This window comes from Longimonas sp., assembly GCF_046498435.1.
Classification (GTDB): Bacteria; Bacteroidota; Rhodothermia; order Rhodothermales; family Salinibacteraceae; genus Longimonas.
This window is the reverse complement of record NZ_JAWOAR010000324.1, coordinates 1-13,615: the sequence shown is the minus strand read 5'-3', so window position 1 is coordinate 13,615 and position 13,615 is coordinate 1. Positions and strand designations below refer to the sequence as shown.

The 13,615-nt window shown below is 58.7% G+C and carries 10 protein-coding genes and 1 tRNA gene; 1 reads left to right on the top strand and 10 read right to left on the bottom strand.

Annotated elements, in window-relative coordinates:
* Positions 1-206: 206 nt before the first annotated feature.
* The gene (locus R6U20_RS12490; protein WP_410338180.1) at positions 207-1,271 is read right to left on the bottom strand and encodes a vWA domain-containing protein; all 1,065 of its coding nucleotides are present in this window, start codon (positions 1,269-1,271) and stop codon (positions 207-209) included.
* Positions 1,272-1,585: 314 nt separating this feature from the next.
* Positions 1,586-2,800 carry a DUF1015 domain-containing protein gene (locus tag R6U20_RS12485; protein ID WP_410338179.1) on the bottom strand — a complete coding sequence of 405 codons (1,215 nt, stop codon included), beginning with the start codon at positions 2,798-2,800 and terminating at the stop codon, positions 1,586-1,588.
* Between the two features lie 212 nt (positions 2,801-3,012).
* Here R6U20_RS12485 and R6U20_RS12480 point away from each other — a divergent pair.
* A tRNA-Met gene (locus R6U20_RS12480) sits at positions 3,013-3,086 on the top strand.
* A gap of 568 nt (positions 3,087-3,654) precedes the next feature.
* On the opposite strand, the gene R6U20_RS12475 is transcribed toward R6U20_RS12480, so the two are convergent.
* From R6U20_RS12475 to hppD, 8 genes are all read right to left on the bottom strand, one after another.
* Positions 3,655-5,151, bottom strand: coding sequence for an NADH-quinone oxidoreductase subunit N (locus R6U20_RS12475; protein ID WP_410338178.1), 1,497 nt, complete (start codon positions 5,149-5,151; stop codon positions 3,655-3,657).
* A gap of 85 nt (positions 5,152-5,236) precedes the next feature.
* On the bottom strand, positions 5,237-5,536 hold the full coding sequence (locus tag R6U20_RS12470; protein ID WP_410338177.1) for a 4a-hydroxytetrahydrobiopterin dehydratase: 300 nt from the start codon (positions 5,534-5,536) through the stop codon (positions 5,237-5,239).
* An 18-nt stretch (positions 5,537-5,554) separates the two neighbouring features.
* Entirely contained in the window at positions 5,555-7,210 is a 1,656-nt protein-coding gene (locus R6U20_RS12465) for a NuoM family protein (protein ID WP_410338176.1), read from the bottom strand.
* Positions 7,211-7,285: 75 nt separating this feature from the next.
* Positions 7,286-9,283 carry an NADH-quinone oxidoreductase subunit L gene (nuoL, locus tag R6U20_RS12460; RefSeq protein ID WP_410338175.1) on the bottom strand — a complete coding sequence of 666 codons (1,998 nt, stop codon included), beginning with the start codon at positions 9,281-9,283 and terminating at the stop codon, positions 7,286-7,288.
* A gap of 83 nt (positions 9,284-9,366) precedes the next feature.
* Positions 9,367-9,672, bottom strand: coding sequence for an NADH-quinone oxidoreductase subunit NuoK (nuoK, locus tag R6U20_RS12455; RefSeq protein ID WP_410338174.1), 306 nt, complete (start codon positions 9,670-9,672; stop codon positions 9,367-9,369).
* 83 nt (positions 9,673-9,755) lie between these two features.
* Positions 9,756-10,277 (bottom strand): NADH-quinone oxidoreductase subunit J, encoded by a 522-nt coding sequence (locus R6U20_RS12450; protein WP_410338173.1) that lies wholly within the window; start codon positions 10,275-10,277, stop codon positions 9,756-9,758.
* Between the two features lie 554 nt (positions 10,278-10,831).
* Complete coding sequence (locus R6U20_RS12445) at positions 10,832-12,046, bottom strand: homogentisate 1,2-dioxygenase (RefSeq protein ID WP_410338172.1); 1,215 nt, start codon at positions 12,044-12,046, stop codon at positions 10,832-10,834.
* Between the two features lie 59 nt (positions 12,047-12,105).
* The gene (gene hppD / locus R6U20_RS12440) at positions 12,106-13,257 is read right to left on the bottom strand and encodes a 4-hydroxyphenylpyruvate dioxygenase (RefSeq protein ID WP_410338171.1); all 1,152 of its coding nucleotides are present in this window, start codon (positions 13,255-13,257) and stop codon (positions 12,106-12,108) included.
* Between the last annotated feature and the right edge of the window lie 358 nt (positions 13,258-13,615).

Genomic DNA, 13,615 nt, shown 5'->3' with positions numbered 1-13,615 from the left:
GGAGAGAGGAAGCGGATTGAACTTGCCTCCATCATCGCCATGGAACCTAAGATCGTACTCATGGATGAACCGGACTCCGGAGTAGATACCCAGGCAATTGATTCAATTTTTTCTACAATTCATAACATGAAGGAAAAGGGCATGCTCTTTTTGTTGAGGATAGCTACCCGCACACAAGGCGCATCCTTATGCGCAAATAGCGTTGTTTACCGCAAGATGAACGCGCCTGAGGTGTTGGCCTCCGGCACGCCAAAGAGGAAATCACCCTCGACCGTCTCTCCGCCCGAGGTTACCCGCAGCGTGCCTTCCAGGCGTTCCACGCCCTGCTCTTGCACCTGCTCCAGCCCCGACTCCACCTGCACATTGAACGAAAGCGAGCCTTGCGATGTGCCCTGCGCCATGCCAGCAAAAGCCCCCGCAAAGGCATTTTCCAGGTTCTCATCGGGCACACCAATGTACGTCCCTTGCGTGCATTCAGAGATGCGACGCATCTCCTCTACCGCAGCACTTTCGGCCATCTCCGAGACGTCAGACGCCGGACCAAACCCGATGCCGTAGATCGGGGAGTTGGCATCGTTGGCCGCCTGGCAGACCTCCTCACGAGTCACGATGCCGGCATTGGGAATCCCGTCGCCCAGCAGCACAATCGCCTTCTCGAAACTGTCGTTTGGGCGCTCGTCTTCTGAGTATTCGATGAGTTCGTCAAGCGACTCCCACATGGGCGTGCCACCTGAGGAGCCTGCCTGATCAGTGGCCTCGCGCAAGAGGTCTGTATCGCTTGTAAAGTCCTGATAGAGCGAGGTGAAATTGAGTTCGGGGTCGGTGCTGAAGCCCGGAAACTCAAACACCGCTGACTCAAAGGTCACGTTGCTCGATTCCAGCTCGTCGAAGAACGCTTCGGTAGCCTGCACGCGGTCACGGTCGGGGTCGTTGCCCGCCATACTGCCGCTGCCATCCAGGTTCACCGGAACCGCCAGGTCGTTGCCCGACGGGCGCCGCACACGATCAACCTCGACACTCGCAACCAGGTCGATGCTCTGCTCCAACTGCGCCGAACCGCTGCCTTCCGCTACACGCAAATCGACCTCGGTGTCAATGTCATCTGCCAAGATGGCGCTTCCGCCCGCATCCAACGGCGTTGCTGACAGACCAAACTGCCCGGTGTTCAGAAAGTCGCTATCGACTTGCGTACCGATAACGACAACCTCATCAACCGCAGGCTCTTCGTCATCCGAGCCGAACAAGTCGCAGCCCGTCAGTACAGTGCTCATCAAGACGGCACCGAGCATCCAGCAGGCCAGACGTGTTATCGGTATTCGTGTTTTTGGTATATACGATATCGTTCTCTGCGTAAACATAAATAGTAAGGGTCAGCCTATAGAGAAAACAAGGGGCCACAACGAAAGGCAGTGCACCTGAAATCACCACAGGCATAAGCCAATGTCGCTTGTGTACTGATCTTTCGTCCGCGTTTTGTTATGCGTAAAAGCGCACAAGCATCGGACACGCCGCCCGGGAAGGCTCTCTACGAAAGGCTAATTTTCACACGCAACGCTACTGCTAACGAGCTGATAAAGCGCCAATTCTAAAACGTGTGCACGAGCATCCCGCTGATGAGCTTCGGCTCAAACCACGTAGACTTCGGCGGCATCAGGTCGCCCTCGTCAGATACGGCAACCAGTTCTTCAATGGATGTGGGATGCATAGAGAAGCCCACGTCCGCGGCCCCGGTGTCTACGCGCTGCTGCACCGCCTCGGGCCCACGGATGCCGCCGATGTACGCAATGCGTGTGTCGTGCCGTGGATCGGTGATGCCAAAGAGCGGACGCAATATCCCATCGGTAAGGCGCGCCGCATCGAGTGTATCAACGGTGCGCGGTCCTTGCGCGGGGGGAAGCGTAAGATCATGCCACGCGCCGTTAGCATAGACACACACGTGTCCCTTTTGGCGAGGCACCGCATAGTCAACGCTGCGCACAAGCATGTAATCCTGCTCAAAAGCATCGAGCACCGCCGCGGGCGAGCGATCCAGGTCGGTCAATACACGATTGTAGGCCATGATGTGCATCTCGTGCATCGGAAAAAGCACAGCCGGAAAGTACTGCGCCTCGGGGGGAGGCTGGCCATTCTCTGTGCGATACCGGCGGGCCACCCGGCTGGCCGCCTTGCAGCGATGATGCCCATCCGCAATGTAGAGGCGCGCCACGCGTTCAAAGGCGCGCTGCCACCGCGCCGGCTCCTCAATGCGCCAGAGCATATGGCGGGCGGCCTGGTCCTCAAAGTCGAAGAGCGGCGGCACACGCGTAGTGATCGACTCAACCAGCGCATCAATGGAGTCCGAGCCGCGATACGTGAGCATGACAGGCTCGGCATGCGCCTGCTGCGCATCGATATGGCGGGCCCGGTCGCGCACCTTCGCCGGACGCGTAGCCTCATGCTTCAGAATCTTCCCATCGTCGTAGTCCGCTACCGATACACACCCGAACACCCCCGTCTGTGCGCGCTCGCCCGTATCCACCCGGTACACGTAGAGCGAAGGCGCCTCCTCGCGTACCGTGTACGACGCCTCGAGGAACGCCTGCATGTTCGCCGCGCCGCGTTCATACACCACATCGTCGTACTGATTCTCGGTTTCGGGCAGTTCAATCTCAGGCCGAATCACACGCAGGAACGAGCGCGAGTGTCCCGCAGCAATGTTGCGTGCCTCGGCTGTGCTTACCACGTCATAGGGAGCACAGCACACGTCAGAGACCGCAGGAGGATGCGGGCGTACAGCACGAAAGGGATGCAGGTCGGCCATGTCAGGAACGTATCAAGTCGATACAAAGCGATTCGATGCCCGCAGAGTAGCAAATGCACACGGCAATTGCACCCGCGCAATCAATTTTTCGTCGATGCCGCGTTCCTCTGCAAAAGAGTAGTGAATCGCACGACCACAGAGAACAAAGCGAACGGGCGAGGGTCTATTACTACGCTGCAACGGAAAACACAGCGCAGCACACATACAAATATCGCGGGGTAGAGCAGTTTGGTAGCTCATCGGGCTCATAACCCGAAGGTCGCAGGTTCGAATCCTGCCCCCGCTACTACCCACGGTCGGTTCGCCCAGCGCGAGCCGGCCGTTTTGCGTTTGTGGGCTCCCAACGGTTTGTGGGCTCCCAACGACTGTTTGCACGAGAAAAGTTGTTTACAGGGGAAAAGTCAGGGCACGTCTTGGGCCCGTCCATCGCTTCCGATCTTCGGAATCTCACTTCGGGTCTAAGCAACGACGTGCCGTACGAGCAGGCCGCCGCCCTATCGCATGGTGCATTCCGGGCGCTTAAGAATGCAGCCCACGCAGCGTCAGCATCCGGGCTTGCTCCTGAACTAAAAAGATCTGACAGGTCTCCAAGACCTGTCAGATCTACTCAGGCCCATCATCGCAGAGCCAGAAATCAGTGCGGTGCGTTATGCCTGTCTCTGTCGGGGCGAACTGAGAGACAACCAAGTTCATGCGACTGGACCGCGCCCGATGTGTAAGAGCGGCGTTGAGATCCTTCCGTCTAAGGGCGTGGGGATGGATCGACAGGTGAATGGTTTTCTCATCCCCCCCTTCACACGTCCATACCTCGATACACCAACGACGCAACACCAACGACGCATGCGGAGCTGATATTACGGCGTCTGGGCCATCGCATCCGCCTGGATGAAGAGCATCTCGGTCACGTCAACCACGCCGCTGAAAGCCACGCCCAGCACGAGCAGCAGCACGGCGCACGTTGCAATGGCTGCCGTCGAAGACACCGAAGACGGTGCAAATGCGCCTTCTGGAGCCTGCTCAGCGGTCGCCACATCGTCGGTCGTCTGCATGTAGAAGACGTAGATCACACGTAGGTAGTAGTAGCCGGACATCGCGCTAAAGAGCAGCCCAATGATCACAAGCCAGGTAAGCCCAGCATTTACAGCAGGCGCAAAGATGTAGTACTTGCCAATGAATCCGCCGAACGGAGGGAAGCCGATCAGGCTGAACATGAACACCGCCATCGACGCGCCCAAGACGGGCCGCTTAAGTCCCATTCCAGCAAGAGAGCTAAGCGTCTGTTTGCGTCCGGCCCTGCCGTCCCACTCCAGCGCTGCAAGCACACCGAAGGCGCCTAGGTTCATCACGGTGTAGACCAGCAGATAGAAGAGCGCCCCGCTGTATCCCGCTGTTGTACCGCTGGCCAGCGCCACAAAGATGTATCCAGCGTGCGCAATAGACGAGTAGGCCAGCATGCGTTTTACGTTGGACTGGCGCAGCGCCATGACATTGCCTATCGCCATTGTGATAAGCGCTAACACTGCCAATACCAGACTGGCCTGGGCCGAGGGCAAGGCAAAGAAGAGGATGAGAATGAGCGCCGCAAACGCCGACGCCTTCGAGGCCGTCGACATGTAGCCGGTGAGCGTGGTGGGCGCGCCCTGGTACACGTCGGGGGTCCACATGTGGAAGGGCGCCGCACTCACCTTAAAGCCGAACCCGACAATGACGAGCCCGACGCCCGCCCAGAAGAGCAGCGGGGCGCCATCTGAGAAGGCCCCTGCCATTTCGGGCAGATACATCGTGCCGGTGGTGCCGTACATCAGCGCAATGCCATAGAGCAGAAAGCCAGCGGAAAAAGCACCCAGCAAAAAGTACTTGAATCCACTCTCAATGCCGCCCTCATCGTCGCGGAGCAACCCGGCCATAATGTAGAGGCAGATGGACATCGTTTCCAGCCCCACGAATACCGAAATGAGTGTGTTCGAGGTACCGAGCATAATCATGCCCACGGTGGCGAACAGGAGCAAGGCATACACCTCCCCAAAGTTGCGGTTGAGGCGGCGCAGATACGGCGGCGAAATAAGCGTGGTAAAGAAACCCGCCCCCAGAATCAGCAAATTGATGTAGGCGGCATAGCCCCCGGTGCGCACCTGCTCAAAGAAGGCGGTTTCAGGAGACGTGCCAAGCTGCGTGAGTTCCCAGAGGATCGCCAGCCCAAAGGCACCGCCGGTGAGCCATGGAATACGCGGGTCTTGGTTCTTGAAGGCTTCCATCAAGACCACAACCAGCCCAGCGAACCCGACGATCATCATCGAGAAGATAGCGGGCAGATCGGCCCACATCGCAGAAAATGCGCCCGAAAGATCCATACTGTTGATTCGGTAAAGGAGTGTACTGATAGAGAGCGGCGCGCGGCTCGATCGTGACGTTTAAAAGTAGCACTGGCCGCATTTGTTAGGCGGCAGGCGCTACGTCGTCGATGCGGCGCGCCAGTTCGATGTCGGTCTCGGTGACCTTGTCGCCAGCGTCGTGGGTCGTCAGCGTAATGTCAACGCTGTTGTACACGTTGAAGAGTTCGGGGTGATGCGCCAGTTCTTCAGCGTGAAACCCGATGCGTACGATAAAGGCCACAGCCTCCTGAAAATCGGCGCAGGTGTACGCCTTGGTGATGGTATCGTCTTCAAACGTCCAGCCCTCCATATCGTCGAGGGCAGCGTCGATGTCAGTGCGAGAGAGCGGAGTGCGGTTAGCCATAGCGAGGGAGCGTGTCAGTTAGCGAGTCGGCGAAGATCCAGCATGAAGGCGAAGCGCAGCAGGCGTCGTTTCGAACAGCGGAGCCGGCGCGGCCTCTGTATCCGCTGACGGGACAGCAGGAGCCGATGCTGTAGCCTCGTGCTCGGCTTCGATCGCGGCAATGTGTTTCGCTTCAATCGTTTCGAGCAAGAAGTCGGTCGTGGGCGCTGTCTGGTTCAAGAAGGGCTGCGGGTAGAAGCCCATCACCAGCATGAGGATAGCGAGCGGCGCCATGAGCACAAACTCGCGCATGGTCATGTCGGTCATTTCGGCGTTCTCGGTGTGCGTCAGTTCGCCGAAGAAGGTGTTGTACACCATGTGCAGCAGGTAGACTGCGGCCAGAATAACGCCCGAGGTAGCCAGCGCAATGAGCATGGGACTGTCGAGCACGGTGCTCTTGAAGGAGCCCAACAGAATCATGAACTCACCCACAAATCCGTTTAGCCCGGGAAGTCCAGCAGAGGCCAGCACCGACAGAATCATGAAGGTCGTCAGCACCGGCACCGAGCTCGCGAGCCCGCCGTAATCGCTCATCAGGCGCGTATGCCGTCGCTCGTAGAGCATGCCCACCAGCAGAAAGAGCGCGCCCGTGGAGATGCCGTGGTTAATCATCTGAATGACGGCGCCCTGCATCGCTTCCGTCGTAAACGCAAAGATACCCAGCACCACAAAGCCCAGGTGACTCACCGACGAGTAGGCCACGAGCTTCTTGGCATCGGGCTGTACCCGGGCCAGAAGCGCGCCATAGATGATGCCGATAACCGCCAGCACGGCGATGAGTACTGCCGCGCTTTGGGCGGCATTCGGGAAGAACGGTAGGCAGAAGCGGAGAAGTCCGTACGTGCCCATTTTCAGCAGTACACCGGCCAGAATAACGGAGCCGCCGGTGGGCGCTTGCACGTGGGCATCGGGCAGCCAGGTGTGCAGCGGAAAGAGCGGCACCTTAATCGCAAAGGCGAGCGCGAACACAAAGAAGAGCCAGGTTTGCGTGCCCAGCGGAATGGTGTAGTCAATGAGGTTGTACCAGTCGGTTGTAAAGCCAATGCCCTGTGCCGATCCGGCTGCGTATCCGAGAAAGAGCACGCCTGCCAGCATCAGCAGAGAGCCGACCAGCGTGTAGAGCACAAACTTGATGGCGGCGTAGATGCGATCCTCGCCGCCCCAGATGCCGATGATAAAGTACATCGGGATGAGCGTAAGCTCGAAGAAGACGTAGAAGAGCACCAGGTCGAACGCCATGAACACGCCCGTCACGCCGGTTTGCAGCAGCAAGAGGAGCGCGTAGTAGCCTTTGTGGCTGTGTTCGATGTAGAACCACGACGACAGCACCACAATCGGCCCCAAAAGCGTGGTCAGCAGCACCAGCAGGATGTTCAGCCCGTCAATGCCAACGAAGTACTTCACATCCACGCCCTCGGGGAACCAGCCCCCGACTACATGGGCCATCTGGGGCATCTCGGCAGTGCTCACCGCCGGGTCGTAGCCCATGAATAGCCCGATGGATGCCACAAACGTAAGCACGGTGGTGCCCAGCGCCGTCCACTTAATGGACTCGGGCGAGGGCAGCGCCAGGAGCGCCAGTGCCCCCAGGAGCGGCAGAAAGATGACCAGCGATGTGAGCGCGGCAAAGTCCATGTATTCCGCTACGTTAAGCCGTGAAAGTAAACAAGATGCAGAGGGATGCGCAGTATCGGCGCTGCGCCAGCGTGGCTATGCGCCAAACACAATGAGTCCGAGCACGAGTACCACGCCCAGCACAAGCATGAGAGCATAATTCTGAATGAGACCGGTCTGGATGCGGCTTACGCCATTGCTTAGCGATTGCGACAGCGAAGCCACGCCGTTTACCACGCCGTCAATGAGCGAGGCATCCATCGGTTGCAGCACACGATTTGAGATGTTCATCAAGCCGCCCACAATCACTTCGTTGTAGAAGTCGTCGATGTGGTATTTGGCATCCCAGAACGTGTAGAGGCCGCCCAGCCGGTTTTGCAGCGTAGTGTCGTAGGCCATCGCCTGGCCCGGACGATAGGCGCGGTATCCGGCATAGGCCCCAACGATAGCAATCAGCGATCCGAATCCGACTAGGCCCCATTTCAGGGCCAGCGGCACCTTGGCCAGCTCCTTTATTTCGTGGACGGGGCCGCCGTACGGCTCGCCCAGAAAGTGGTGAATCCAGTTCAGATCGCCGCCTTGAATAACGGCTGGAAGCCCGATGTATCCGCCCACAATGGAGAGCCCCGCCAGAATCCAGAGGGGAATCGTCATCGATGCGGGCGACTCGTGCGGGTGCACGGTGTCGGCATCGGGCCAGCGCGGTTCGCCTTCAAAAGTAAGCATGTAGGAGCGCAGCATGTAGAACGCGGTCAGCAGCGCCGTAACCACCGCAATGCCCCAGACCACGTATCCGTAGAACGCGCCGCTGTAGCCCAGCTCAAACGACTTGAACAGAATCTCATCTTTCGAGAAGAAGCCTGCCAGCAACGGAATGCCGGCAATTGCCAGCGTAGAGATGAGATAGGTCCACCGTGTGGAGGGCATGTAGTCTTTGAGTCCGCCCATGGTGCGCATGTCCTGCGGGTCGAAGCCCTCCATGTTGTGGCCTTTCGCCTCCAGGTCGTGCTCCACATGCTCCATCGAGTGGATGACGCTGCCGGAGCAGAGGAAGAGGCAGCCCTTAAAGAAGGCGTGCGTTACGACGTGGAAGATGGCAACGAAGAAGGCGCCCACCCCGGCAGCCATGAACATGAAGCCAAGTTGCGAGACAGTCGAATACGCGAGCACCTTCTTGATGTCGTTCTGGGTGATGGCAACGGTAGCAGCCATAAGCGCAGTGAGGGCGCCTACAATGCCGATGATCACCATGATGTGCGGCACCTCCAGCACCATCGGCGAGAGACGGGCAAGCAGGTAGAGTCCGCTCGTCACCATCGTAGCGGCGTGGATGAGCGCCGACACCGGTGTGGGTCCGGCCATGGCATCCGGCAGCCACACGAAGAGCGGGAGCTGTGCGCTTTTGCCAGTGGCTCCAATAAAGAGCAGCAGGACGATGAATCCGAGCAGGGTGGTATCAATGCCGGGCCCTTCGGCGAGGAGCGTACCAAAGTCGAGCGCGCCCACCTCGCGGAAGAGGAAGAACATGGCGAGGAGGAAGGCAAAGTCGCCCACGCGATTTACGATGAACGCCTTGTTGGCGGCGGCGCTGTTGCTGAGGTCGGTGTACCAGAACCCGATGAGCAGATACGAGCAGAGCCCCACGCCTTCCCATCCCAGGAAGAGCACCGGCAAGTTGTTGGCCAGGATGAGGTTAAGCATCGCGAAGATGAAGAGGTTCAGATACGCAAAGAAGCGCCAGAACCCCGAATCCCCATGCATGTAGCCGGTTGAGTACCAGTGAATCACACTGCCCACGCCAGTGACCACCAGCAGCATGATGAGCGAGAGTTCGTCGATGCGGTAGGCAAAGTCAATCGACAGATCGCCCGCCGCCATCCACGTAAAGTAGGAGGTGATGATCGGATCTCCTGAAAAGGTGGCAAAGAGGTACACCGCAAATACAAACGGAAGGGCCACCGCGGCAGTGCTTACGGTGCCAATCAGCCCCTCGCTGGTGCGAAGCTGCGGCAGAAACAGCGGCAGCACCCCGCTGAATAGTGCACCTGCCAGGGGAAGCAGAAGAATAAGTCGTACCAGCAGTTCAGAATCCATGCTCGGAGGCGTCAGACAACGTCAGGTGGAGGCGAAGCAAGCAGCACAGGCCGGGGCGCGGCCCCAGCCGTTTCGCGCTGGGCTTAGTGCTTGAACAGGTGGATGTCGTTGATATTGACCGTGCGCTTGTTGCGGAAGATCGCAATCACGATGGCCAGGCCTACAGCGGCTTCAGCAGCGGCCACAGCAATCGAGAAAAACACCAGGATCTGCCCAGTGGGATCGGCGAGCGCCTGGCTGAAGCCAACCAGGGCTACGTTTGCCGAGTTTAGCATCAGTTCGACACACATCAGGAGCACGATGGCGTTGCGCTTGAGCAGCACGCCACACACGCCAATGGTGAACATGACGGCGCTAAGCGCCAGATACCAGTCGAGAGCAACTTCCATAGCAAGGCAGGCGGAAGCATGAGTAAAAGACACAGAAGCAGCGCATCCCTTATGCGCCGTGGAAGACCATCATCCAGGACGGATTACGCAAAGCGACGCTGCGCCAGCATAACGGCTCCGATGGTGGCCGCCAGCAGCAGAATCGCCGCCACTTGCAGATGCAGCGCATATTCCGTAAACAGCATGCGTCCCAACGTATCGGCGGAGCCATTCTCTACCGTCATGGCCGTCGTGACCGGCTCGGTGGGTTCTAAGGAGATGCCCAGACCGGCTAAGGTTACGTAGAGCAACTGCGCGAGCAGCCCGACCCCCACGACAAATCCGAGAATAGGGGTCCATCCAATATCGCTGGGACTGGGCAAGGCGTCTAAGTTGAGAAGCATAATCACAAAGAGCACCAGCACCATGATCGCCCCGGCGTACACCAGAATCTGGATGACGCCGATAAACGAAGCATTCATGGTGAGGTACAATCCTGCTACACAAAGCAGGTTTAGCACCAGCGACAACGCACTGTAAATCGGACTCCGCGCAATGAGCACGCCCACCGCCGACGCGATGGCGATTAGGGCAAGCGCGAAAAAAGTGACCGAAGCAAGAGCCATGAATGCACACAAATGGGTAAGGGAAACACGGACAGGCACAGCGGTAGGGGCTGACCTGCAACGCAAAGTAGGGAAGTCCCCCCGCATGGGCAAGCGCCGCAGCGGTTAATCCCGGATGAATACGGCCTCAGACGTGTGTATCCGCATCGCACCCGCTCACATTTGCGCGGCATTCACAGCCGGTGGACGACGTACATTGTTGACGTGCATGGGGAAAGGGTGGACGGGTGGAGGGATGGAAGTATGGAGGGATGGAAGGGGGGAGTGTTGTGCTATACAGACGTTCTTTCTCGCAAGGAGATTCGCAAAGACGTTCGCCTCGCCCGCTTGGATGCGTATAAACAACAGAGGACATCTAATTGCTGCGCCTGGGACCGGTGCCCGCGGATGAAGCACAACCCCGCGGAGTCTGACGACATCCACCGGCCCCCTGGCGCTACACGGCGTATCCACAAAAATTAGGAAGCGGCGTGGTGGCGCATCTGGTCTCAAAAAAAGAGCCCCGGTTCATGCCCCGGGGCTCGTGATCGTATGGCTTGCTGGGCAACGCAGAGCTATGGCTGCGCTGGTTCTTGTGTACGCGCCTGGCCGTTGCCGCCGGCGTGCAGTTCCGGCTTCCAGGAATCCATGTAGCCAGTGTCTTCGAGGTCGAGTGCCGCCTGCGTGAGCTTGAGCGGACGGAACGTATCCACCATCACGGCTAGTTCTTCGGTGCCCTCTTTTCCGATGGAGGCCTCGGTCGAGCCCGGATGCGGCCCATGCGGAATACCACCCGGATGCAGCGAGAACGACCCACGCGAGATGCCTTTGCGGCTCATGAAGTCGCCTTCGGCATAGAACAGCACCTCGTCCGAGTCGATGTTCGAGTGGTTGTACGGGGCCGGGATCGACTTGGGATGGTAGTCGAACAGGCGCGGCACAAACGAGCACACCACGAAGTTGCGCGCCTCGAACATCTGGTGTACCGGCGGCGGCTGATGGATGCGCCCAGTGATCGGCTCAAAGTCGTGAATGGAGATGGCATACGGATACATGTAGCCATCCCAGCCCACCACGTCGAACGGGTGGTAGCGCATCCAGTACGAATGTACTCTGCTGCCTTTCTTGATGCGCAGCTCGAATGGGCCCTCCTCGTCGATCACGTTGAGTTGCGTGGGCGGACGTACATCGCGCTCGTGAAAGGGGCTGCGCTCTAAGAGTTGACCGAACTCGTTCATGTACTTGCTCGGAAACTGCACGCCCGAGTTCGACTCGATAACGAGCAGGCGCGGCTGTACGTCGTTCTCAAACGACCATCGATGCGCCAGCGTGCGCGGCACATGCACGTAATCGCCATCGGTGAAGTCCACAGTGCCGAGCGGCGTTTCGAGCGTACCGGCGCCCTCGTGCACGTACACAAGTTCATCGGCGGCGGCGTTGCGGTAGAAGTAGCCCTCCATCGCATCGGTAGGGCGGCAGAGCGCAAGCTGCACATCCTGGTTGCCCATGATGTACGTGCGCCCCGAGAGCCAGTCGCCGCCGGGCTTTAGGTTGAAGCCTTCAATGTGGCGATGCTTCAGCGCCTCATCGTCGGCGTACGTAATGCCGTACTCAACGGGGTCGTCTACCTTCTCCACCAGCGTAGGCGGGTGGATGTGATAGGCAATCGACGAGATGCCGCTGAAGCCTTCCGCGCCAATGACCTCTTCGGTGTAGAGCTCGCCATCGGGGCGGCGAAACTGGACGTGGCGCTTGTCGGGCACTTCGCCCATGCGCGTGTAGTGGGGCATAGTGATTTTGGATTTTGGATTGGAGGATTTTGGATTCGGGGCCGCCATACGGAGCCGACTTATAGGTTGCCTCGGCGATCTTGCTCGCGCTCAATCGCTTCGAAGAGCGCCTTGAAGTTGCCTTCGCCAAAGGTGCGGGCCCCCTTGCGCTGGATGATCTCGTAGAACATGGTAGGGCGGTCTTGTATCGGCTTGGTGAAGATCTGGAGCAGGTAGCCTTCGGGGTCGCGGTCTACGAGGATGTCGAGCGCCTGTAGCTGATCGACCTGCTCGTCGATCTCACCGACGCGTTCGCTGAGCACCTCCTTGTCGTAGTAGTTATCGGGGATGTCGAGGAACTGCACGCCGCGCCGCCGCAGCTCCGACACCGTACTGATAATGTCGTCGGTGGCAATAGCCACGTGTTGTACACCCGCGCCGTTGTAGAACTCCAGATACTCCTCAATCTGGCTCTTCTTTTTGCCGTCGGCCGGCTCGTTAATCGGAAATTTAATCCGCTCATTGCCGTTAGCCATCACCTTCGACATCAGGGCGGAATACTCTGTCGAGATGTCTTTGTCGGTGAACTGAAGCATGTTGTAGAAGCCCATCGTATCGGCGTAGTACTGCACGTACTTGTCCATATCGCCGCGATGGACGTTGCCGACGCAGTGATCGACGTACTTCAGTCCGACCGTGCCGGGATGCTCCCAATCGGGATTCTCCCACCGCTCAAACCCCGGCAGGAAGAGGCCATCGTACGCATCCCGCTCGATGAAGGAGTGGATCGTATCGCCATACGTGCCGATGGCAGAGCGCACCACCGTGCCGTCGTCGTCGGAGAGTGTCTCAGGCTCTTGCACCGGCACTGCACCGCGCGAGGTGGCTTCTTCGTAAGCGTTGGCGGCGTCGTCGACCCAGAGCGCAATGTCGCGCACGCCGTCGCCATGCTTATGTACATGCTTGGCGATGAACGAGTCGGGCGAGAGCGCGGTGGTCAGCACAAAGCGGATTTTGTTCTGCTGAAGCAGATAGCTGGTCGCTTCGCGGTGTCCGGTTTCGGGGCCGCGATAGCCCACGATCTCAAACCCGAACAGGTAGGCGTAGTGAAACGCCGCCTGCCGGGCGTTGCCCACGTAGTACTCGACATAATCGGTGCCTTGAATGGGCAGGAAGTCCTCTGGCGTAGTCTTAGCCGATTCGGAGGCGGGGGCGGTGGTGGATGTAGACATAGGAATAGCGGCAGCAATGAACAAGGGAGGCGAACGGGTGAAAGCGCTTCCAGCCTCTACTACATATATTGAGGGTAAGCGCCGAATCTTAGTACACGCGTACCGCTGCATCCGCCGTTCCGTTCCTGCAATTCATGGTGCGATGCCAGGCACCAACGGCCCACAGGGGCTACACAGTGAAGCACACGGGGACTCATGCCTTCCGCTGTGAACTTGATAACAGAAGCGCTTCCACCTCGCTGTTCTGCATTGCGATTTTCGGCGTTACTTCCTACCTTAGGGGGCGTGTGGTCGTCGTTACAGCACATACGCACGGCCACACGTTTCCCTTCTCCACCCTGTTCGACACACCCCACAC

Bases quoted from the DNA above. Each gene is read 5' to 3' on its own strand.
- R6U20_RS12490 (WP_410338180.1), bottom strand. From the start codon at position 1,271: ATGAGCACTGTACTGACGGGCTGCGACTTGTTCGGCTCGGATGACGAA.
- R6U20_RS12485 (WP_410338179.1), bottom strand. From the start codon at position 2,800: ATGGCCGACCTGCATCCCTTTCGTGCTGTACGCCCGCATCCTCCTGCG.
- R6U20_RS12475 (WP_410338178.1), bottom strand. From the start codon at position 5,151: ATGGATCTTTCGGGCGCATTTTCTGCGATGTGGGCCGATCTGCCCGCT.
- R6U20_RS12470 (WP_410338177.1), bottom strand. From the start codon at position 5,536: ATGGCTAACCGCACTCCGCTCTCTCGCACTGACATCGACGCTGCCCTC.
- R6U20_RS12465 (WP_410338176.1), bottom strand. From the start codon at position 7,210: ATGGACTTTGCCGCGCTCACATCGCTGGTCATCTTTCTGCCGCTCCTG.
- nuoL (WP_410338175.1), bottom strand. From the start codon at position 9,283: ATGGATTCTGAACTGCTGGTACGACTTATTCTTCTGCTTCCCCTGGCA.
- nuoK (WP_410338174.1), bottom strand. From the start codon at position 9,672: ATGGAAGTTGCTCTCGACTGGTATCTGGCGCTTAGCGCCGTCATGTTC.
- R6U20_RS12450 (WP_410338173.1), bottom strand. From the start codon at position 10,277: ATGGCTCTTGCTTCGGTCACTTTTTTCGCGCTTGCCCTAATCGCCATC.
- R6U20_RS12445 (WP_410338172.1), bottom strand. From the start codon at position 12,046: ATGCCCCACTACACGCGCATGGGCGAAGTGCCCGACAAGCGCCACGTC.
- hppD (WP_410338171.1), bottom strand. From the start codon at position 13,257: ATGTCTACATCCACCACCGCCCCCGCCTCCGAATCGGCTAAGACTACG.